A 21,937-nucleotide genomic window follows, 5' to 3' on the forward strand; every position below is an offset into this window, starting at 1 on the left:
AGGTCAGCGTCGTCGTGCCGGCGCCGCTGTCCACGCCGCTGTTGATCGTCAGATCGCCTGCACTGGACAGCGTGACTGCGTTGCCGCTGACGTTGCCGTTCATCGCGAGGTCGCCGGCCGTGGTGCCGAGTGCCACCGCGCCGGCACCGCCCGTTACCGGGCCGGTCACCGACAGCGCCTGCGCATTGGTCAGGCTGAAGCCGTTGGCGTCGAAGCTGCCGAGCGTGCCGACAAGGTTCGCGCCGTTGAGCGTCGTGCCGCCGGTCGAGCTGCCGGTCAGCATGCCGGCGGTGATCGTGCCGCCCGCGCCTTCGCTGATCGCACCGCCCGCGGTCAGCGTCGTCGNNNNTGCCGCTGCCGCTGTCGAGGCCGCGGTTGATCGCCAGGTCGCCTGCCGAATGCAGGCCGACGTCGCCGCCGGCCAGCGCCGCGTTCACCGTCAGCGCGCCGTTCGTCGTGGTCAGGCCGATGCCGCCCGTCGTCGCCAGCGGGCCGGCTACCGTGAGCGCCTGCGCGTTGGTCAATGCGAAGTCCGAGGCGGAGAAGCTGCCCAGGGTGCCGACGAGGTTGGCGCCGCCGAGCGTCGTGGCGCCCGCCGAACTGCCGGTCAGCGTGCCGGCCGTCAGTACGCCGCCGGTCTGCGCGATCGCCCCGCCGCTGCTGGCCAGCACCAGGTTGCCGCCGGTGCTGACGTCGTGCGCGAGCGTCACGCCCGCACCGCCGGACAGCGATACGTTCGCGCCGCTCAGGTTGCCGGCCGTTGCCAGTTGGCCCGTGCCCGAGCGCAGCACCAGGTCCGCTGCACCTGTCGCGATCGCCGTCGCGGGCAGGTGCAGCGTGCCTGCCGCCTGCAGGTTCACCCCGCCATTGCCGCCATTGACCAGCGACGTCACCGTCAGATCGTTGCTGTCCCTCAGCGAGATCCCGGTACCCGTCGCATCCACCGCCCCTACGAAGTCGTTGCCCGTGTGGCCCAGCGTGATCGCGCCGGCGCCCGCATCCAGCACGCTGGCGCCGTCGACCGTCAGCGCGCCGCCCTGGACGATGCTGCCGCCGTTGCTCGTCGCGGCGAGGTCGCCGCCGACGTGGCCGCTGCCCAGGTTCAGCGCGCCCACGCTGGTCGCCGTCAGCGCGCCGGTCTGCAGTGTCCCCAGCGCCAGCGCGCTCGCACCGTTGATCTGCGTGTTGCCGCCGGTGAGGTCCACCGTGCCGGCGAAGAGGTTGGCGCCGGTCAGCGCGACCGCGCCGGTGCCGGCGTCGACCCTGCTGGCACCGGCCACCGACAGGACGCCGCCCGTCTGCTGGATCGGCGCGTCCGTGCTGGTCAACGACAGCTTGTTGCCCGCGGTGACGTTGCCGCCCAGCGTGATGCCGTCGAGGCCGGCCAGCGAAACGTTCATGCCCGCCAGCGCGCCGGCCACGTTCAAGGCGCCGCCGTTGGCCTGCAGCGTGAGGTCGCCGGTGCCGGCGTCGATCGCGCCGGTCGGCAGCGCCAGCGCACCGCCGGCGACCAGATTCACGCCGTCGTTCCCGCCGACGGCCACGCCGGCGATGTCGAGGTCGTTGCGGTCGCTGATCGACACGCCGGTGCCCCCGGCCGTCACCGCGCCGGTGAAATCATTGCCGGCGTTGTCCAGCGCCAGCCTGCCGCTGCCTGCCTGCAGCGTCGCCGCGCCGCCGCCCGGCGCCTGCACGACCGCCGTGTTGGCGGCCTGCGCGATGCCCGCGCCGCCGCTGAGGTTCAGCGCGCCGCTGCCTACCGAGACGTTGCCCAGGGTCAGTGCGCCGGTGTTGGCGAGCGTCACGTCGTTCGCGCCCGTGTTGGACAGGCTCACCGTACCGGCGAAGTCGTTGCCGTCGCCGAGCACGATGGCGTGGGCGCCGGCGTCGAAGCTCGACGCGCCGGCGACGTGGAAGGCGCCGTGCTGCACGATGTCGCCGCCGGTGCTCGCCACCGACAGCCCGCCCAATGCGCCGTTGAGGCCGCCCACCGCGCCGCCGAACGCCGCGCTGCCCGTGCCGGCGTCGATCGAGAGCGCCTTCGGCGCAGCCGCGGACGCATTGTCCACGGTGCCGGCGAAGCCTACCCCGTTGCCCGCCAGCGTCACGTCGCCGCTCAGCAGCACCGCGCCGTTGTAGGTCTGCGCGCCGGTGGTGGTGACGTCGCCGCCGAGCGTGGCGGTACCGCTGCCGGTGACCAGGCTGGCCGCGTGCACGGCGCCGCCGAAGCCCGTCGCGCCGCTGCCGCCCACGGCCAGCGCGCCCAGTGCGCCGTTCGTGCCGCCTACGGCGCCGCCGAACGCCACCGCGCCGCTGCCCGTGTCCAGGGTCAGCGCCTGCGGTGCGGCGCTGCCCGCGTTGTCCACCGCGCCGGTGAAGCTCACGCCGGCATTGCCGGTCTTCAGCGTGACGTCGCCGGCCAGGCGTACCGCGCCGTCGTAGCTCTGCGCGCCGGCGGTGGTGACGTTGCCGCCGAGCGTGGCGGTGGCTCCGGTGACCGTCAGTCCCGCCAGCCCGCCCAGTCCCGCGCCCACCGCGCCGCCGAACGATACCGCGCCGCTGCCCGCGTCCACCGTCAACCACGCGGGGGCCATCGGCGTGAAGTTGTCCACCGTGCCGTTCAGGGCCACGTCGCCGCCGTTGGAAGCCAGCGTGACGTTGTCGGCCAGGTACATCGCCCCGCCATAGGTCTGCGCACCGTGGGTGGTGACGTTGCCGTACAGCAGGGTCGATCCCGTCGAGGCCAGGCTGGCCGCGTTCACGGCGCCGTAGAACTGCACCTGGCCGGCGCCGCTGGCCGCCAGGGCGCCGAGCGGGCCGTTGATGCCGCCCACCGTCTCCTCGAACCGGACCTGCCCGCCCGACGCGTTCACCGTCAGCGCCTGCGCCGGGGCGCCCGACGCGTTGTCCAGCGTGTCGTCGAACCTCACCTCGCTGCCTTGCAGGGTCAGGCCGCCGTTGCTGTCCAGCAGTACCGCGCCCTTGTACCGCTGCGCGCCGGTGGTGGTGACGTCGTCGTGCAGCGTGGCGTGGCTGTCGAGCGTCAGCGAGCCGGCATGCACCGCGCCCATGTCCAGCATGCCCGAGCCGCCCAGTTCCACGGTGCCGCCTTGGGTCACGCCGATCCGGCCGCCGAAGCTGTTGCCGGTGTTGGTCAGCGTGATCGCGTTCGATCCGGCGTCGAAGCTCGACGCTCCGGCGACCGTGAAGGCGCCGCCCTGCCCGATGCCGCCTGCGGTGGTGGTCACCGACAACCCGCCGCTGCCGATGTTCAGCGCGCCGGCCTGGAACGTGGCGCTCTGCGTGGACAGGCTGGCCAGCGCCGTCGCGGCGCCCACCGCGCCGCCGAAGCTGACGGCGTGGTCGGTGTCCAGCACGAGGTTGTGGTTACCGTCCACGGTGGCGCCGAAGTCGATCCCGCTGCCGACGCCGAAGCTGCCGAGCGCCGCGTCGGCGTCCAGGGCCACCGCATCGCCGTAGACCTGCTTGCCCGTGGTGGTGACGTTGCCGCCGAGGCGGGTGCTGCCGCCGGTGTCCGTGGTCAGGCCGGCCAGCGCCGTCGTGCCGCCCACCGCGCCGCCGAAACGGGTCGCGCCCGCGGTGTTCACGGTCAGCGCGTGTGCGCCGTCCACGGTGCCGTCGAAGCCGATTGTGCCGCCGGCGGTGCTGGCGAGGATCGCATCGCCGTCCAGGGTCACCGCGTCGCCGTAGGCCTGCCCGCCGGCGGTGGTGACGTTGCCGCCCAGCGCGGTGCCGCCGCCGGCATCCGTGGCCAGGCCGGCCAGCGCCGTCGTGCCGCCCACCGCGCCGCCGAAGCGGGTCGTGCCCGCGGTGTTCACGGTCAGCGTGTGCGCGCCGTCCACCGTCGAGCGGAAATCGATCGTGCCGTTGCCGCTGCTGGCGAGGGTCGCGTCGGCGCCCAGGGTCACGGCGTCGGCATAGGTCTGGCCGCCGCTGGTGCTGACGCCGCCGGCCAGCACGATGCCGCCGACGGCCCAGGCCGCGAGGCTTTGCGTGTTGACCGTGCCCAGCGTCAGCACGCCGGCGGCGGAGATCTGCGCGACGCCGCCGGCGAGGCTCACCGCGCCGCCGAAGGAGTTGCCTGCGTTGGTCAGATTGATCGCCTGGCTGCCCGCGTCGAAGCTGCCGGTGCCGCCGACCGTCAGGGTGCCACCCTGCTGGATCGCGCCGGTGTTGCGGAAGGTGAAGGCGTCGCCCGCGTCGAACCCGCCCAGGCTGCCCACCGTATTGGCGCCGCCGAGCGTGGCGCTGCCCCCCGAGTCGCCGGTCAGCGTGCCGGCGGCAATCGTGCCGCCGGCGCCTTCGCTGATCGCTCCGGAAGCATGCAGCGCGACCGTGCCGGTGCCCGCATTCAACACGCCGTTCACCGCCAGGTCGCCGCCGGTCAGCGAGAGCGCGTGGCCGTTGCTGGCGATCACGCCGGTGACGGTCAATGCGTTGCTGCCGGTATTGATGGTGGCTCCGCCGGTGCCGCTGTCCAGCGTACCGCTGACCGTCAGCGCCTTCGTGTCCGCGAGGTTGAAGCCGTTCGCGCTGAACGTGCCCAGCGTACCGATCTGGTTGGCGGCATGGGTCAGCGTGGTGCTGCCGATCGAGCTGCCGGTGAGCGAGGCGGCGGTGATCGCGCCGGTCTGCGTGATGTCGCCGGTCGAGGACAGACTCAGCGGCCCGCTGGTGGAGACCTTGCCGGCATCGAGGCTGCCGCCGGTGGCGACGAGCGAGACCGCGCCATTCCGGCCGCCGAAGGCATTGGCCTGGATCACCCCGGCGTTGTTGACCGCCTGGGAAAACAGCGAGGAGGTCGCCACGGCCTCCAGCACCACCGCGCCGCCGTCGGCCTTGAGCGTGCCGGTGTTGGTGACCGGCGCCGTGGTGGACAGCCGGTCGGCGAGCGCACCGGTGACGATGACGTTGATGAGCCCCGCGCCGTCGAAGTTGAGCGTGGCCTTGTCCGCGCCGTCGAGCTGGATGCGGCCCAGGTTGGCCGTGATCAGGCCGCTGTTGGTCACGCTGCCGCCAACCAGCGCCACGCCGCCGCTGGCGGCGTTGATCGTGCCCTGGTTGACGATCGCGCCGCGCGAGCCGCCCAGGGTCAGCGCATAGTTGCCGCTGCCGTCGGGGCCGGCCACGTTCAGGGTCGAGGCGACCAGGCCGCCCACGTTCACGCTGGCGTTCGGCCCGAACACGATGCCGTGCGGGTTGATCAGGAAGATGTTGCCGTTCGCGCTGACCGAGCCGAGGATCTGGCTCGCCGTGGTGTCCGCGATGGTGTTCAGCGCCACCGCCTTGGCGCTCGGCTGGCTGAAGATGACCGAGGCGTCCTTGCCGACGTCGAACGCCGACCAGTTCAGCGAGACCAGGTTCGTGGCCTGGTTGACGCTCAGCGTGTTGGTCGAGGCATTGAGCGACTGCGTCGCCGTGCCGCTGATCACGCTGAAGCCGGTCGGCGTGGTGGTCGCGGTCGGGTTGCCGGCCAGCGACTCGCCCGGCCACAGCGAGCACGCGACCAGGCCGAGCAGCGACAGGCTCAGCGGCAGCGCCTTGCGCTTGAGGCGGCGCGCGCGGGCGACGGTGGTTTCGGCGGGGAAGGAGCGATGCATGGAATCGGTCGTATGGTTCATCGTCGTCACCCGTCAGAACGCAAGGCCGAAGCGCGCATACACGTGGTAGCCGCGGCCGTCCGAAGCCCGCGGCGAGTTGAGCGCCTTCGCCGCGTCGAGATGGAGTTCGAGCTGGTGGAAGCGCGGCAGGCGGAAGATGAAGCCCGCGCCCGCGCCCCGGTAGTTCACCGGTTTCAGCGAGCCGCCCTGGTTGTCGCCCGCCGGGAAGCCGCGCGCGAAATCCACGAACGCCTCCAGCTCCAGCAGCTCGCGCCACGGCCGTCCGTAGAACGGCGACGCCTTGTTGCCGAAGCCGGGCGCGTCGACGTGGTACTCCAGCGAGCCGTAGTAGCCGCGGTCCAGCAGCGCGTCGGCGATGGGGTACGCGCGCACGCTGTCCGGCCCGCCGATCGAGAACTGCTCCATCGGCACCAGCGCGTCGCGGGTGTACTGGCCGCTCAGCTTGAAGTACAGCCGCTGGGTCTGGGTCAGGAACTGCAGCCGCGTGTAGCCCAGGCGGAACACCGAGAAGCTGCGCGCGTGCTGCGGGCTGATCAGGTCGGGCTTGCGCGAATCGTCGCTGAGCGAATGCCGCCAGCTCGCCTGCAGCAGGTCGATGCCGTGCAGGCGGGTGTCGGTGCGGCGCATGCCGAAGCCCAGCTCGGCCACTCTGAACTTCTCGCGCGACAGCGAGAAGCCCATGGAGTCGAGCCGCGAGCGTTCCTCCAGGTAGTGCAGCGTGCCCAGCAACTGCAGGTTCACGGCGTTGACGAACTTCCAGTCCGCGCCGGTGTAGTACTGCGAGCTGGGCCCGTTCACGTGCAGCGCGGCGAACGGCCCGTTGTTGATCCGCAGCTGGCTGCGGCCGCCGCCGATCACCGCGGCCAGCCCCGGCACCGCCGCGATCGGCGCGCGGTAGTTCAGCGAACCGAAGGTGCTCTGGCTGGGATCGAACGCGTACTCCGCATTGACCGCGAAGCTGTCGCCGAAGCCCAGCGGGTTGTTCCAGGCCAGGCCGGCCTGGGCGCGGTAGCGGCCGGTGACCTCGGTGCCGTAGTTGTTCGCGCCGAGGCTGAACTTGTAGGGCCGCGCCTCCTCGCGCGCCAGCATCACCAGGTCGGTCTCGCCGGTGTGCTCGCCGGGCTGGAAGGTGGACGACACGCTCAGGCCCGGCAGGTCGCGCGCGTACAGCAGCGCCGACTCGACCTGGTCCTTCTGCAACGCCTTGCCCTTCAGCCGTTCGGCCGGCGCGGCCACGACGGACGGGCTGTAGCGCTTCGTCCCCTTCACCACGATCTTGCCGATCCGGCCTTCCAGTACCTGGATGGATACGATCCGGTCGTCGCCCACCGTCTGCGCCGGCAGGTAGGCGGTGGCGACGATGAAGCCGGCCTTGCGGTAATGCTCGGTGATGCCGTCGGCCACCTGCTGCAACTGCGCGAAGCTCAGCCGCGCCGGCTGCCCGGGCGTGCCGCCGAGCTTCTGCCACTGCGCGTCGGCCAGCGCCTGGATGCCGGCCCTGGTCACTCCGGCGCGCGGGTGCTCGGCCACACCCTCCACGCGGAAGCCGCGCACCGCGAGGGTGCGCTCGGCGTTGGCGTCGGTGCGCTCGCGCACCGGCGGCAGCACGTTGGACTCGGGCTGCGCCGGCACGGCCGAGGCGACGGCCGGCGCGGCGGCCACCGGCGCGGCCGGCGCCGCGGAAGCCCCGTCGCGCATCGTGAACGCCAGTACCTGGTCCGGCAGGTAGGCGCGGGCATCGGCATGGCCGGCCTTCCTCAGCGCCGCGGTGATCCGGTCGGCCAGCGCCTGCGCCTGCACGCGGGTGAGCGCGGCCGGGTGGCCCGCCGCGGCGATCGCCTGTCGGTACTCGGCATCGACGATGGCGCGGACCGCGGGAGCGGCCGGGTCGGCCACGCCGCCCACCAGGATCTGCTGCGCCGCGCCGGTCGCGGGCCCGTCCGCCGGCGGGGCGGCCGGGGCGGGCTGCGCCGCGCCGGCGGCCTGCGCCCAGGTTGCGCCGCTGCTCAGCGCGAGCGCCAACGATGCTGCCAGGCAGGCAATCCGCACGACACGTTTCTCCTTGGGCACGACAAGCTTCATACGTTCTTCCGGCGGGTGCGGCTTGCGGCCCGCGCGCGTCGCCGCGCCGGGCCCTGACGGGAAGCGCGGCGACCGCCCGCCGCCGGGCCCGGCTTGGTTCGGCCCGGCGGCGCGGATTGCCCCCCACTTGTCTTGCTAGTGCGTAACGCGTCGCAGAATCTGGTCATCCGGCGGCGGTCCGCATTCAGATTCCGCTCACCCGCGGGCCCCCGCTCACCCCGAGCGCAGCAGCCAGAACAGCGCCAGCGCACCGGCCGCGGCACAGGCCGCCAGCACCAGCAGCGGCCGCCAGGCGGGTTTCGCGCGTCCCGGGAACAGCGCCGCCAGCGCCTCGCCGGGCGGCTCCGCGCCCATCCGCCCCGGCATCGCCGCGCGCGGCGGCACGATCGCGTTGCGCGCGGTGACGCCATGGCTGTCGCACAGCGCGGCGAGCACGGCGCGCCGGCGCGCGCGGTATTCCTCGCGGGTGATCCGGCCCAGCCGATGGGCTTCGTCGAGGGCGTGCAGACTCTGGTTGGCCCTGCGCTCCGCCTCGGTCATTTCAGCTCCCTGAGCACCCGGAAGCCCACGTCTTTCTGGGCCGCCCCGCTGTCGTCGCGGCGGCTGTCGACGTTGCAGTCCGACCAGTAGCTGCCGTAGCTGCCGCCGCGCACCCGCACCCCGCCGCCGTTGGTCACCCACTCCCACACGTTGCCCGTCATGTTCACCAGCCCCCATGGATTCGGACTGCGCCCGCGCGCCGGGATCGGCGCCCCGCCGCCGTCGTCGCCTCCCGCCGACGGCGGTATGCAATTGCTGTCCGGCGCCTGTTTCCAGCCGCCGCCGGCCTGCGCCGCGTGCGTCCACTCGGCGTCGGTGGGCAGCCGGTAGACATAGCCGCTGGCGCTGCTCAGCCACGCCGCATACGCCTTGGCCTGGGTCACGCCGATGTTGCTGACCGGCAGGCTGCCGGCGTCGCGGTCCGCCACCGCCAGCGCCTTGCATTGCCCGGTCGCGGCGCAGAAGCGGTTGAACTCGTTGACGGTGATTTCCGCGCGCGCCAGCGCATACGGCCTGCCGCCCGCCGCGCCCGGCACCACCACCAGCGCCGGCCCGCGGCCGTTGCCGAGGCTGTCGAAGCACGCGCGCCCCTTGCCGACAAGCTCGGGCTTGCCGCAGGGGTCGGCACCGCCGGACGCTGCCGCTTGCGAAGCCTGCGGAGCCTGCGCGGCCTGCGGCGCCGGCGTGGCCGGGGCGTTCGCCGCCGGCTTGCTAGTCGTGGCGGCGCCGGGCCGGATCGCGGTGCCGGCCGAAGGTGCCGCACCGCCAGCCGGCGATGCCGCTTCGGCGGGCGCCGCCGGCGCGTTCGCCGCGGCTGCGCCGCCGGACTTGAGCCTGTCCAGCAAGCCGGCCAGGCTACCCTCCGCGAGTTGGCCGCGCAGCTTCATGTCGGCCTCGATCTGTTCCATGGCGCCGGCGTCGGCGCCGCGCAGCGCGTCGAACTGGCGGCGCAGGCGCTCCAGCTCGGCGCCGGGCACGCGCTGGCCGCGCGCCTTCGCGGCGGCCGCGACGAAGTCGTAGCGCGCCTTGGCCTCGCGCAGGTCCGCCCGGTCGCCGAGCGCGGCGATGCCGCGGGCCAGCACGGCCGCGGCACCCTGGTACTTGCCGTGGCGGAAGGTGTCGCGGGCCAGCCCCAGGTAGGCGTCGGCCAGCAGTTGCGGCCCCTGCGCGGCGAGGAACGGGTGATCGGGCCGCAGCGCGCGGATGCGCGCCAGCGATTCCTGCGCCTTGGCGACGTCGTCCGCCGCGGCCGCGCGCTTCATCGACTCGATGCGCCCGGCCACCTCGGCGTCCGCGCTCTCCTGGTCGAGCCTGGCCTGCAACTCGCGTTCGCGTGCATCGAGCCGGCCGCGCTGCTCGCGCAGCCTGGCCGACTGCGGCGCGTAGCGCAGGCCGAAGTCCACCAGCGTGCTGGTCGGCGCCAGTTGCAGCGGATCGTTCTGCGCGGCGGCCACGCCGGCGATGCCGTCGGCGAGCGCATCGACCAGTTGCCGGGTCGGCGCCGACGTGTCGCCGTGCAACGCATCCAGCGCGGCGGCGGCCGCGTCCTGCCACTCCGCCGTCGCCGCAGGATGCGCGGCCAATGCGGCCAGCGCCTTGCGCGCCTCGGGCAGGCTCATGCCTGCCGCGGCCTGCGCGACCGCATGCCCGTGCGCGGCCTTGGCGGCCAGCGCATCGAGCTGCGCCTTGCGCTGCTGCAGCCGCGGCGAGCCGGGAAACAGCCGGCTGGCGAGTTCGAGCCGCTTGCCGGCCTCGTCGATCCGCCCGGCATCCAGCGACTGCCCGATCGCCGCCTCGTACTTCAGCTCCAGCTCGGCGTCCTTCAGCAGGCTGCTGGATGGATCGATCGCGCGGATCTTCGCCAGCGTGGCGACCACGTTGTCGGGCTGGTCCTCGAAGATCGCGCCGTCGTCGACCTGCCGGGCGAGCTGGGTGTCCAGCGCGTTGAGCAGCGCGTTCTTCTCGCTGTCCATCGTGCTGCGCCGCAGGTCCAGCTTCGGCGAGTACAGCTTGAGCCGGTCGCGCAACCGGAACACGCGCTGCGCCTTGGCGTAGTCGTAGCGGTTCTGGTCCGGGTTCCAGTAGGCGTCGATGCGGCCCAGCAGGAAGCCCTCGATCAGGTCGCCCTGGTCGAGGACGATCCGCTTGCGCTCGTTCTCGCCGAGGCTGTCCAGCGCATCCGCCGCCTGCTCCTCGCTGGCGTAGTGGCGCGGATCGGCCGGGGCGAACCGCGCGACCACCTGCTCCACGCGCCGCGCGTGCAGGTAGTGGTTCAGCCCCCAGCCGCCCGCGGCGAGCGCGACGGCGGCGACCGCGCCGTAGATCATCGCGGGGCCGAAGCGCTGGCACAGGCTCACCTCGCGCAGCCCCTCGACCAGCTCGGCGGCGCTCTTGAGCCGCTTGTCGCCGGTGAACGCCACGCTGTCGCACAGCGCCTGGTATTGCCGCCGGGTCAGGCCGGGCACCGGCGGCGGCCGGCGGCCCTCCTTCATCGCCACTTCGGCGCTGACCTTGTCGAACGGGTGCTTGCCGGTGAGCAGCTCGAACGCCACGCAGCCGAGCGCGTAGATGTCGTCGCTGGGCGCCGGCTCGCGGCCCTGGATCATCTCCAGGCTGGCGTAGGCCGGCGTGAGCGCGCCCAGCGTGCCGGCGTCGAACACGGTCTGTTCGCCGACCGCGTCGCCCATGTGCTTGCCGGCCCGCGCGATGCCGAAGTCGAACACCTTGGGCACGCCGTCGCGCGTCACCATCACGTTGCCGGGCTTGAAGTCCGAGTGCACCACGCCGGCGGCGTGCGCGCGCTTGAGCGCCCACGCCATGCCCTCGATCAGCGGCCGCACCTCGGCCAGCGGCAGGCCGTTGTAGGCGCGCTCGCGGATCAGCGTCTTCAGGTCGGAGCCGTCGATGTACTCCATCGTCATGAAGACGATGGTGCCGTCCTTGTCGAAGTCGAAGACGCGCACGATGTTGTCGTGCGCCAGTTGCTGCGAGCGGCGCGACTCGCGCTGCAGCGCGATCAGCGAATCGGGGTGGCGGCGGAACTCGTCGTTCAGCACCTTCACCGCCACGTACGGGTCGCGGTCGCGCGCCTCCACCTTGCGCTCGTCGCGCGCGAGGAACACCACGCCCATGCCGCCGCGGCCGATCTCGCGCTCCAGGTGGAAGCGCCCCTTCAGCAGGCTGCCCACGGTGGCGTGGTCGCCGCCCTCCGCGTCGGAGACGCGCTGCCAGCTTTCGGTATTGAAGCTGCCGCCGGAACGGGTGCCGGTGAAGCCGACGGGCGGGCCGTCCGCGCGCGGCGGCTGCGAGGCGGGCTTCACCACCGTGGCCTCGTCGGGAACCGGCGGGCGCGAGGCCGGCTTCACCACGGTCGCGTCGTCGTCGACCGGCGGCGCGGCCACCGGCGGCCGCGCCGGCTGCACCAGGGTCACGTCGCTGGGCGGCTCAGGGGGGTGGGACGGCTCGATCTGTTCGATCTGTTCGACTGGCTCGATCGGTTCGGCAGGCTCGGCGGGCTCGGCCTGCGCCTGCAGCGCGCGCAGCTTGCCAGCCAGAGCACCGGCGACGGCGGGATCGAGGCCGCCGTCGGTGCCCATCCGTTCGAGCAGGCCGAGTTCGGCGCGATGGACCGCCTCGGGCACGGCGCCGCGCGCGTCGAGCAGGCGGAACAGGGCGAGCAGCTTCAGCTCGTCGGCGCGGAGCGCGGCAATCAGTTCGGGAAGGGATTTCATGGGAGGCGGTCTTGGGTCATTCCTGGAGCCGCACGGCGACGGCGGAAACGTTGTCGCGGGCGGCACGGCCCAGCGCCAGGCCGAACAGGCCGGCCAGCAGGTCCTGCGGCGCGCGCTGGGCGCGGCATTCGGCGCCGATCTCGGCGTCCGACATCTCCTTGTTGATGCCGTCCGAGCACAGCACGAACTGCATGTCCTGCCGGCTGCCGGCCACCGCCCAGTCGACGAACAGCCTTTCCTCCGCGCCGATCGCCCGGGTCAGCACGCCTGCGCCCGGCGGGGGCGGCGACGGCAGGCCGCCGAACTGGGTGACGTCGTCCTTGACGCCGTGCACGTGGTCGCTGGTGACCTGGCGCAGCACGCCGTCCTCGAAGCAGTAGGCGCGGCTGTCGCCGACCCAGCCGCAGAGCATGAAGTCGCGGTGGTGCACGAGCATCACCACGGTCGAGCCGATGATGTCCACGCCCCGTTCGGCGGCGGCCTGCAGCAGGTCGGCGTTCACCTGCTGCAGCGTGTCCTCGATCGATTCGACGAAGGCGTACACGTCGCCCGGCCGCGGCAGCGCGCCTAGCCGCTCGACGATCATGCGGCTGGCGTAGTCGCCGGCCGAGTGGCCGCCCAGGCCGTCGGCCACCACCCACAGCCCGACGTCGTCGCGCACCAGGATGGCGTCTTCGTTGTGGGAGCGGACCTTGCCGGTCGCGGTATGGCCGGCGGACTGGTAGCGCGTCGTCATGGCCTGATCTCGATGATGGCCAGCGGCCACTGGGCCGCATCGGGCCCGAGCTGCGCGGCGGCGGCGATCCGCGCGGCCGCCTCGTCGCACGACGGCGAGGCGAGCGCGCGGGCGAACACGTCCGGCGGCAGCGCGAGCAGCCGGCGCGTGGCGAGCAGCAGCAGGCGGTCGCCGGCCTCGGCCATGCAGGCGGCCTCGTCGCACTGCGGCGCCGGTCCCGTGCCGAGACCGGCGCCGGACGACGCGGCGCGGTCGAACAGCAGGTCGTCGAAGCCGGCGCCGGCCGGTGCCGGCGCGGCGGCGTCGAACAGCGCGCGCAACTGGCCCTGCCGCCAGTGCCAGGCCGCCGCCGCGCCGATGCGCAGCGCCTCGATGCGGCGGCCGGCGACGCGCGCGGCGGCCACCGCACCGTCCTCCATGACCGGGTCGATCAGGTCTTCGCCAGCCTGGTGCAGCGGCGGATGCAGGGCCAGCAGGCGGCTGCGCAGGGTGCGCAGGCCGTCCGCGAAATCGCCGGCGGCCAGGTCGGCGGCGACGGCGCGCGCGGCGGCGGCGGCGCGGCGGCGCGGATCGGGCATGCCGTCGTCGGCGGCGACCAGGGCCAGTGCGCCGTCGCTCCGGCGCAGCGCGGCGCCGGCGGGCGCGCCGCCGGCCGGCGACGGGCGACGCACGGCCGGGGTGGTCACGTCGTCCGGGTCCAACGGCAACGGCGGCCCGGCGAAACGCCCGGAAAGATCGGCCGGCGGCGGCGCCTCGACCGGACGCCGAGGCGGCATCGCGCGCGCGGCGTCGGCCGCGGGCCGCGGCGCGTCCGCCTGCCTGGCCGCCTGCGCGGGCGCGAACACGCCCAGCGAACGCCAGGGCCCGTTCGCCCGCGCGGCATCGAGGAAACCCGCGTACGCCGCCGGCTGCGGCAGCCCCCGCGTCGCCAGCGCGCATGGCGGCACCCGCCCGCCGCCCCGGGTCCACCACAGGCACCACGCGCCGGGCGTCGCCGCGAGCGTCTCCCACAACGCGGCCAGTTGTGCGGCGACGGCGCCCGGCGTCGGCAGCGGCAGCCGCCAATGGCTGGCCGCGCTCCAGTCCACGCCGCGCAGCGGATCGGCGTCCTCCGCGACGCCGTGACCGAGCGGCCCCGGCAAGGCCATCACCCGCGCATCGAACGAGTCGGCGCCGATCGACGGGTCCGCCAGGGCCTCCGCCAGCGTGCGCTCCACCGCGTCGAACCAGCCGCCGCGCTCGCGCAGCATCCACGCGGCATCGCCCGGGCCGGCCAGCGCGGCGGCGAGGACCATCGGGAAGCAGCGTCCCACCCGGTCCGCGGCCGGCCCCATCGCACCGGCCCACGCGCTTTCGCCGCACACGCCCGGGCCGAGCAGGAAACGCCATGCCGGGCTGGCGCGATAGGCGTCCTGCCAATCGCCGCCGAGCGCGCCGCGGCTGCCTTCCACCGCCAGCTCGAAGCCGCGGTCCCAGGCTTCGACGAAGCGCGGCGGCAGCCGCCGCTGCACGAAATCGCCCGCGCCCGGAAGCTTGCCGAAGAAACCCACCCCCTGAGGATTCGGCATGCGGTCAGCCCCCGCACCTGAACCGCTGCACGTCGGTATTCAGGAACGGGTTCCTGAGATTGCCGGCCTGGATCGTCAGCCGCACGGTGCGGCCGCCGAAGTCGAAGCCGGCGGCGAAGCGCAGGTCCGACTGCTTCTGCAGGTGCGCCGCCTGCAGCGCGCGGAAAAACGCCCAGTCGCCCTGGTAGTCGAACGAGCCGAGCAGGTTGCCGTCCGTGTCCCAGGCGGACACCGCGACGTGGCCCGGCGCCGGGCCCGGCCACTTCATCGCGGCGCTGGCCGCCCCGCCGGGCCGGTAGTCGAACTTCTGGCCGTCTATCTCGATCGCGAACCGGCCGATGCCGGCGTCGAGCTGCGGCGCGAGCAGGGTGAAGCCGACCTCCGGCGTGCTGCCGTTGTTGCGGAAATACGCCTGCTTGATGCCGTCGGCCAGTTGCATCTGCGCCAGCATGCCGGGCGAGCCGGCGACCGCGCCCGGCCCGCTCTTCCAGCGCCAGGTGCGGCCGCTGGCATCGACCAGCTTCTCCAGCGACTGCTTGTAGAAGCCGTCGAAGCGGCCGCCGTAGCCGAACAGCTCGGCGAAGTTCTGCACCGGGATCTCCGACTTGCCGTTCGGCGCGAACGGGTAGCGGCCGCGGGTGAAGTCGGCGCAGTCCTTCGCCACGGCCTGCTGGAACTGGTCGTCCAGCGCGCCCTTGGCGCCGTTGTCCACCAGCGCCTGGCTCTTGCCGGTCAGCGCGGCCACCCAGCCGGACACCGGCGGCGGCAACTGCGCGGCCTCCTGCTGCGCCATCAGCAGTTGCGGGTTCGGCTGCCCGGCCGCGCCGCCGAAATCGGTCATGGTCAGCAGCGTCTTGCTGAGCTGGTCGAGCACCGCCAGCGTGTGGTCGATCGGCGCGGCGCCCGCGGCGCCGGCGCCCAGCCGGTTGAACGCCTCGAAGTGCGCGCTGATCGCCGCACCCGGCTTCTCGCCGGATTCGGCCGGCGCCGCGCCGGCGGCATTCGCCAGCGCCCGCGTCAGCGCGCTCTGCGTGGCCTTCTTCTGCGCCGCCTTCTTCGCCGCGTCCAGCGCGTTGTCGGCGGCCGTGGGCGGCGGCGTGCGCAGCAGGTCGCTGGTGTTGTCGGCGACCACCTTCAGCAGCGCCTTCAGCGGCGAGCTGGGGCCGGACAGCTTGGCCGCGATCGCGCTGGCGTCCTGGATGCTGGCGACCGGCTGCAACTGCAGGTCGGCGAGCAGGTCGTCCCAGGCCTTGATGTAGTCCTGCTCGTACAGCGCCAGCACCTGCTGCTGCAGGCGCGCCTTCGCCACCGCGTCGATCCGGCTGGCGCCGAGCACCCAGTCGTCCTGCGCGAACTGCGCCACCGCCTGCTCGATGCCCTTGTCGACCTCGGCCTCGAACGCCGGCTGGGTGAACAGCGCCGGCAGCGGATCGGACAGCGCCGCGCCGCTCTTGCGCCGGAACACGTTGCCGAGCAGGCCCAGTTCCTTGTCCAGCCGCAGCGGCGGGTATGGCGCGCCGTCGGCGGCCAGGCGCAGGCTGCCGTAGATCAGGGTCGACAGGTCGGCCGTGCGCAGCGTGGCGCGCGCCTGCTCCACCAGCGCGCCGTCCAGCGCCAGCGCGTGCAGTTGCCCCGGCTCGCCGACCAGCGCCTGGAAGTGCCTGGCGAGCGCCTTCTGCAGCACCGGATCGTTCGGGAAGATCTTGCGCCACTCGATGTTGGCCAGCGCCGCCAGCTCGCCGGCGTCCTGGTGCTTGGGCTCGCCGAGCATCAGGTAGCCCTTGAGGTAGTAGTACAGCGCCTGCGGATCGGCGGCGCTGCCGGTGAGGCCGGTGCGGAACTGCGAGGCCACGCCCGGCAACAGGATGCCGTTGAGCTCGCGCAGGTAGGCGTCGTGCACCTCGCCGCCCACGGCGCGGCCCTGGTACAGGCCCAGCCGCATCGGCAGGGGCACCTTCCCCTGGTACTGCCGCGCCACGTCCTGCACCGCCGACAGCCCTTCGAGCCGTTCCAGCGCCATCGCGAAGTACGCCTTCTGGCTGGCCGCGCCCGACAGGTCGCCCTGGGCCGGATAGCCGGCCAGCGCCGCCTGCACCTGCGACAGGTAGGTGCGGTTGCGCGCGTAGCTGGTGGCGAAGCCCGCGCACAGCAGCACCGTCAGCAGCAGCACGCCGGCGTACGAGGCGGCCTGCAGCAGCACCTTGCGCCGCTCCAGCGCCGGATTGGTGCCGGCGAAGCCGGATTCCTTGAACAGCACGTCCTTCAGCAGCCGCTCGACGAAGAACGTGCGCCGCTGCGCGCCCGGCGCGTGCACGCGCTCGGCGTCCACGCCGAAGGTGCGCGCCACCGCGCCCATCATGCGGTCGATCGGGGTGCCTTCCTGCGTGCCGGAGGTGAGGTAGGCGCCGCGCAGCAGCAGCGGCGCGCCGTAGGCGTGCCCGGCGAACACGCCTTCGACGAACTGCCGCGCGATTCCGCGCAGCGCGCCGAGCTGCTGCGGGAACGACAGGATCGCCGCGCGCCGGCCGCGGTCGCGCTCGGCGTGCAGGCGGTCGAGGATGCGCGTGTTGAGCCGCTCCAGCAGCAGGTCGAACTCGTCGCCGAACAGCCTGGCCGCGCTGCCGTCCATGGTCTTGCCGACCGGGAAGGAAACGCCCCAGACCTGGCTGCGCAGGTCCGGGTTGAGATCGTCGAAGAACTCGCCGAAGCCGGCGATGAGGTCGCACTTGGTGAACACCAGGTACACCGGCACGCCGATGCGCAGGTTGGCGCTCAGCTCGTCCAGCCGGCGGCGGATCGCCTGCACGTGCTGATGCCGGCCGGCCTCGTCCAGCACCAGCAGGTCGGACATGCTCATCGTCACGATCACGCCGTTGATCGGCCGGCGCCGGCGGTACTTGCACAGCAGCTTGAGGAACTCGCCCCAGGCCGACGCGTCGGCCTCGCGGTCGGAGTCCTGCGTGGTGTAGCGGCCGGCGGTGTCGAGGAACACCGCCTCGTCGGTGAACCACCAGTCGCAGTTGCGGGTGCCGCCGATGCCGCGCAGCGCCTCCTTGCCGAAGCGCTCGGACAGCGGGAAGTTCAGCCCCGAGTTCTGCAGCAGCGTGCTCTTGCCCGAGCCCGGCGGGCCGATCACCACGTACCACGGCAGCGTGTAGAGGTTGCCGCCGCCGCGGCGGCTCCGGCGCAGCGTGTCCACCGCCTCCTGGAAACGCCCCTGCAACTGCGCCCGCTCGCTGGCGCTGCGCTCGTCGCGCTCGCCCGGCGCGCCCTGCCCGGCCAGCTCGCCGGACATCTGCCTCGCCTTGCCGCGCGCGCGCAACTGCTGGATCTGCAGCCACGCCGCCCACGCCACCACGATCAGCATGATCGTCGCCAGCCGCGCGACCGGGCCGGCCAGCGGCTGCGCGCCGCCGATCCCGAGGTAGGGGCCGCCCAGCCAGATCAGCACCGCCAGCAGCACGATGCCGAGCAAGGTGATGAACCAGCCCGACTTGAACAGCGTCACCAGCTTGCCCATGGCGCTCAACCCTCCGGGATGTACATGATTTCCACGCGCCGGTTGCGCGTGCGGTTGGCCGGAAGGTCGGCCGGCAGGGCGATCGGCTGCGATGCGCCGGCGCCGCTGGATTCGAGCCGTCCGGCGTCGTCCAGCCCCTGCCCGAGCAGTTGCATGACCGCGCGCGCGCGCGCCGCCGATAGCTCGAAGTTGTCCTTGAAGCGCAGCGAGCGGATCGGCTGGTCGTCGGTATGCCCGACCACGATCACCCGCCCCGGCACCTGGTTGAGCGCCTCGGCGACCTTGCGCAGCAGCGGCAGTTGCGCCGGGTCCACGTCGACCCCGCCGGAGGCGAACATCGACGTGGCGCCGAGCCGCACCGTGGCCTGCCCGTCGGGCTTCTCCTCCACGCTGAGCTGGCCGGCCCGCTCCTCCGGCGCGAGCAGTTGCTTGAGGCTCTTGCGTGCCGGCTGCGGCCGCGCCTGGTTGAGCCGCGCGGCGTCCGGCGGCGTGGCGCTCTCCAGGCCGATCCGCGCGATCTGCGCGCTGGCCGGCGCGGACAGCTCGTTGAGCCGCGTGTAGAAGTACAGGAAGGTGCCCAGCAGCACGCAGGCCGCCGCCGCCGCGACGACCCACAGCGGTACGTAGCGCACCAGCGGGTTGCGCCGGTCCTCGATGCCGCGCCAGTGCGGCGCCAGCTCCTGCGCCGCCGGCGCCCGCAGCGCCTTGATCCGCCGGTACAGGTCTTCCTGGATGTCGGCCAGCCTGGCGCGGCCGCCCGCCTCGATCTGGTAGCGCCCGCCGAAGCCCAGCGCGAGGCAGATGTACATCAGCTCGATCAGGTCGATGTGGCGCGGGAAGTCGGCGCACAGCCGCTCGAGTATCTGGAAGAACTTCGCGCCGCCGTAGGCCTCGCCGTGGAACATCACCAGCAGCGTCTTCTGCGCCCAGCCGCTCTGCTCGCCCCACGGCGCGTTGAGCACCGCTTCGTCGAGCATCGTGCACAGCACGTAGCGGGCGGCGGTGATCGTCTGCGCCGGGACGTTGGCCTCGTGCGCCTGGCTCTCGAACTTGCGCACCTGCGAGACCACCTGCTCGCGCAGGTGCGCCGCGTCGGGCGGCGACACGCTGTGGCGCAACTGCACCGCCAGCAGCAGCAGCGCGCTGGACGCCTGCGCCAGCGGGTTCACGCCGCTGCCCAGGAAGTCGGTGATTTCCGCCGTCGATGCCGGCACCGGCGCCGGTATCGGGCTGCGCGCCGGAGCCGGCGCCGCCGGCGGCGGGACCGGCGCGGGCGGCGCCGCCCCGGCGGCGGACGCGCGCGGCCGCACCACGGTGGCGTCGCGCAGCGGATCGTCCTCGCCCGGACCTCTTGCGTTGTTCATGCGATCAACCCCTGATGGCCCACAGTTGCAGGTCGAGCCCCGCGAACTCGCTGCCGAAATGGAAGGCGATGCCGCCGGACGTCTTCAGTTCGCGCCACATCGCCGAGTGCTTGTCGAACTCGAAGTAGAGGTAGCCCGCGTTGTAGGGAATCTGCCGCGGCGCCACCGGCATCGGCGCCACCGCGATGCCGGGCAGTTGCAGGTTCACCAGGTCGCGGATCTTCTCCACCGGGCCGATCTTCGACTGCGCGGGCAGTTGCCGGCGCAGGTCCTCCGACTTCAGGTCGGCCTTGGCCGCCAGCACGAAGGCGGCGCTGTCCAGCAGCGACAGATCGGGCACCACCGCCACCCACACGCCGTACTTGCGCTGCTGCAGCGGGATCGGCGTGGCGGTCTGCTCCATCACCGCGCTGAGGCTGTTGCGCAGCGCCAGCAGCACCGGCTCGAAACTCTCGCGCAGCGCCTCGTGGCGGTACGGCGGGAACGCAGGCGGCCGCTTGCCCGCGGCGGTGAAGGTGGCCAGCTCGCCGGCCATCGCCGCCAGCGTGCGGTAGAGGTCTTCCGGATGCAGCAGCGGCGCCTCGGCCAGGTGCGCCACCAGCGGCTGGTAGCGGTTCACCGCCTGCAGCAGCAGGAAGTCGGCGATCTCGGCGGCGCCGCCACGGTCGGTCAGCGCCACCCGGTTCGCCAGCGCCTCGCCGCGCTGGTGCAGCAGCCCCAGCAGCTCGACCAGGAAGGTGGCCAGGCGCGGCACCGCCTGGCAGCTCTGCGCCGTGGGCATGAACGCTTCGTCGAGCGTGACGCGGCGGTCGGAGCGGCACTCGACGATGCGCGCCAGCGGGATCTGGGTCAGCCCTTCGAGCGGCTGCGACTGCGGCAGCAGCCGGCTGCTCATGCCGCCGACTTCCAGCAGGGCGGTTCCCTCCATGCTGCCGGAGGCGTCGCGCACCTCGGTTTCGCGCACGCGGAAGCGGAACAGCTTCTCCGCCGGGGACTCGGGCCGGCCGCTGTCCGGCTGGGTCGGCGAGCGCAGCGGCAGGGTCAGGAACACGGTCTGGTCGCGCCAGTTGACGTCCACGTCCAGCGCCGGCGGCAGCGGGTCGTCGCCCGGCATCGAGAACGGCGTGCCGTCGGGGAACACGCCCTGCGCCCGGCGGATGCCCAGCTTGCCGATCGCCAGCAGGTCCGGCTCCAGTTCCAGCTCGGTGAAGCCCCACGTGTACGGCCGCAGCGCGCCGGCGCGCACGTCCACGTAGCGCTCCAGGTAGCGCTCCTGCTGCTGCATATGATGGGGCTGCAGGAACAGACCCTCGTTCCATACCACCTTGTTGTTCTGCGTCATGCGTTGCATCCGCCCGTCTTGGTTGCCATGTCCGGTGCCGTCGCTTCCCCGCCGCGCCTAGCGCAGCGACTGCGCCCGCCGGGCCGATTTCAGGCGCGCCAGCTGTTCCTCGTAGGCGCGCGCGAACTCGTCGCCGAACAGGCGCCGGAAGCACTCGTCCGGGTTCCTCGCCAGGCCGTCGAAGTTCTCGCGGTACTTCTCCCAGTAGCGCCCCTTGCCGGCGAAGGCCGAGCGCTTCGCGCCGTCCGCCTCGTGCTCGAAGCGGTCCGGGTTGAAGTGCGCCAGCAGCGACTCGAACGCCGCGCGCACGCCGGCGAGCATCGCCATCTGGTGGCAGCGGATGTCGTCGAAGGCGTCGTCGAAGGCGGCCGTGCCGGACAGGAACGCGGCATTCGGCGGCGCCATGATCTTCTGCACCGCCTCGTCGGTGGTCGCGGCGAACTTCAGCGGGTTGTTCTCCGAGCGCTGGATGATCGTCACCGGCAGCCGGAACGTGTTCTTGATCTCGGCGCGCGCGCGCAGCACGTCCATCACGCCGTCGACCACGATGCGGAAGATCTGGTCCAGCTCCGGCGGCAGGTGGCCGCGGGCGGGCGCTTCCGCTTGAGCCGGGGCCGGGGCCGCGACGGGCACCGGGGCCGGAGCCTTCGCGGGCGGCGCCTTCGGCGCGAAGTCGCCCATGGTCAGGTCCCAGTTCTCCGGCAGCGCCTGCGCCTGGCGGCGCTCGGCCGTCATCGGCGGGCGGAAGTGGTCCGCGCTGGCGGCGCTGTGGTTCCAGCTCGGTGCCGGCGCGGCCGCCAGCGCCTCGGCCGGCGCGAACGGCGCGTCGAGGAAACTCAGCGGGTCCAGCTCGCCGCCGGCAGGGCGCAGCCTGGCGTCGGAGATCAATCCGTCGGGGTTCGATCCGTCGTGGGCCAGTCCGTCGCGGATCAAACCGCCGTGAACCAGCCCGTCGTCGAACGGCGCGCCGCCGCGCGGCGCCAGGTCGGGCAGGCCGAAATCCAGCGGATCGCCGCCCATCGCCGACGGCGCCGGTGCAGGCGCGATGGCCGGCGCGGGCGCCGCGGCGGAGCGCAGGCGCACCGCCACCTCGAACGTATCGATCTGCAGGCGGTCGCCGTCCTTCAGCACCGACGGCTCGCCCTTCGCCAGCGGCGCGCCGTTGTGCAGCATGCCGTTGGTGCTGCGGTCCTCGATGAAATAGATGCCGTTGAGAAAGCGGATCATGGCGTGCACGCGCGACACGCCGGCGGCGCTCAGCACCCAGTCGCAATCCTCGGAGCGGCCGATGCTGCCGTCGCGGCCTTCGAAGGCCCGCTCGCTGCGGCTGCCGAACTGCGCGGCCTGCGGGCCGAGCACGGCGAGAATCAGGGTCTGTGGGGTCGACACGCTCAGGTTTCCTCGACACGGGG

10 protein-coding genes are annotated in these 21,937 nt (G+C 73.1%); all 10 read right to left on the reverse strand.

What is annotated here, in order from left to right; translation table 11 throughout:
- Positions 1–345, reverse strand: a 345-nt coding sequence (locus ASG87_RS21080; protein WP_235499671.1) for a hypothetical protein, incomplete at both ends; no start/stop codon positions are given.
- A 5,309-nt stretch (positions 346–5,654) separates the two neighbouring features.
- A complete protein-coding gene (locus ASG87_RS15885) occupies positions 5,655–7,340 on the reverse strand; it encodes a ShlB/FhaC/HecB family hemolysin secretion/activation protein (RefSeq protein WP_056008989.1) in 1,686 nt (561 codons plus the stop codon).
- 597 nt (positions 7,341–7,937) lie between these two features.
- Positions 7,938–8,264 carry a hypothetical protein gene (locus ASG87_RS15890; RefSeq protein ID WP_056007429.1) on the reverse strand — a complete coding sequence of 109 codons (327 nt, stop codon included), beginning with the start codon at positions 8,262–8,264 and terminating at the stop codon, positions 7,938–7,940.
- Complete coding sequence (locus tag ASG87_RS15895; protein WP_056007432.1) at positions 8,261–11,995, reverse strand: bifunctional serine/threonine-protein kinase/formylglycine-generating enzyme family protein; 3,735 nt, start codon at positions 11,993–11,995, stop codon at positions 8,261–8,263. Before ASG87_RS15895 ends, ASG87_RS15890 begins: the two co-directional genes overlap by 4 nt.
- Positions 11,996–12,011: 16 nt before the next feature.
- On the reverse strand, positions 12,012–12,731 hold the full coding sequence (locus ASG87_RS15900; protein WP_056007435.1) for a PP2C family serine/threonine-protein phosphatase: 720 nt from the start codon (positions 12,729–12,731) through the stop codon (positions 12,012–12,014).
- Positions 12,728–14,299 (reverse strand): type VI secretion system-associated protein TagF, encoded by a 1,572-nt coding sequence (tagF, locus tag ASG87_RS15905; protein ID WP_082583036.1) that lies wholly within the window; start codon positions 14,297–14,299, stop codon positions 12,728–12,730. The genes ASG87_RS15900 and tagF overlap by 4 nt, the downstream gene beginning before the upstream one ends.
- A 4-nt stretch (positions 14,300–14,303) precedes the next feature.
- Positions 14,304–17,819, reverse strand: a complete 3,516-nt coding sequence (tssM, locus tag ASG87_RS15910) for a type VI secretion system membrane subunit TssM (protein WP_056007441.1) — start codon at positions 17,817–17,819, stop codon at positions 14,304–14,306.
- 5 nt (positions 17,820–17,824) lie between these two features.
- A complete protein-coding gene (icmH, locus tag ASG87_RS15915) occupies positions 17,825–19,183 on the reverse strand; it encodes a type IVB secretion system protein IcmH/DotU (RefSeq protein ID WP_056007444.1) in 1,359 nt (452 codons plus the stop codon).
- 4 nt (positions 19,184–19,187) lie between these two features.
- Complete coding sequence (gene tssK, locus ASG87_RS15920; RefSeq protein ID WP_056007447.1) at positions 19,188–20,525, reverse strand: type VI secretion system baseplate subunit TssK; 1,338 nt, start codon at positions 20,523–20,525, stop codon at positions 19,188–19,190.
- A 57-nt stretch (positions 20,526–20,582) separates the two neighbouring features.
- Entirely contained in the window at positions 20,583–21,914 is a 1,332-nt protein-coding gene (tagH, locus tag ASG87_RS15925) for a type VI secretion system-associated FHA domain protein TagH (RefSeq protein WP_056007449.1), read from the reverse strand.
- Positions 21,915–21,937: the final 23 nt, after the last annotated feature.

The organism is Frateuria sp. Soil773 (assembly GCF_001428405.1).
Classification (GTDB): domain Bacteria; phylum Pseudomonadota; class Gammaproteobacteria; order Xanthomonadales; family Rhodanobacteraceae; genus LMSL01.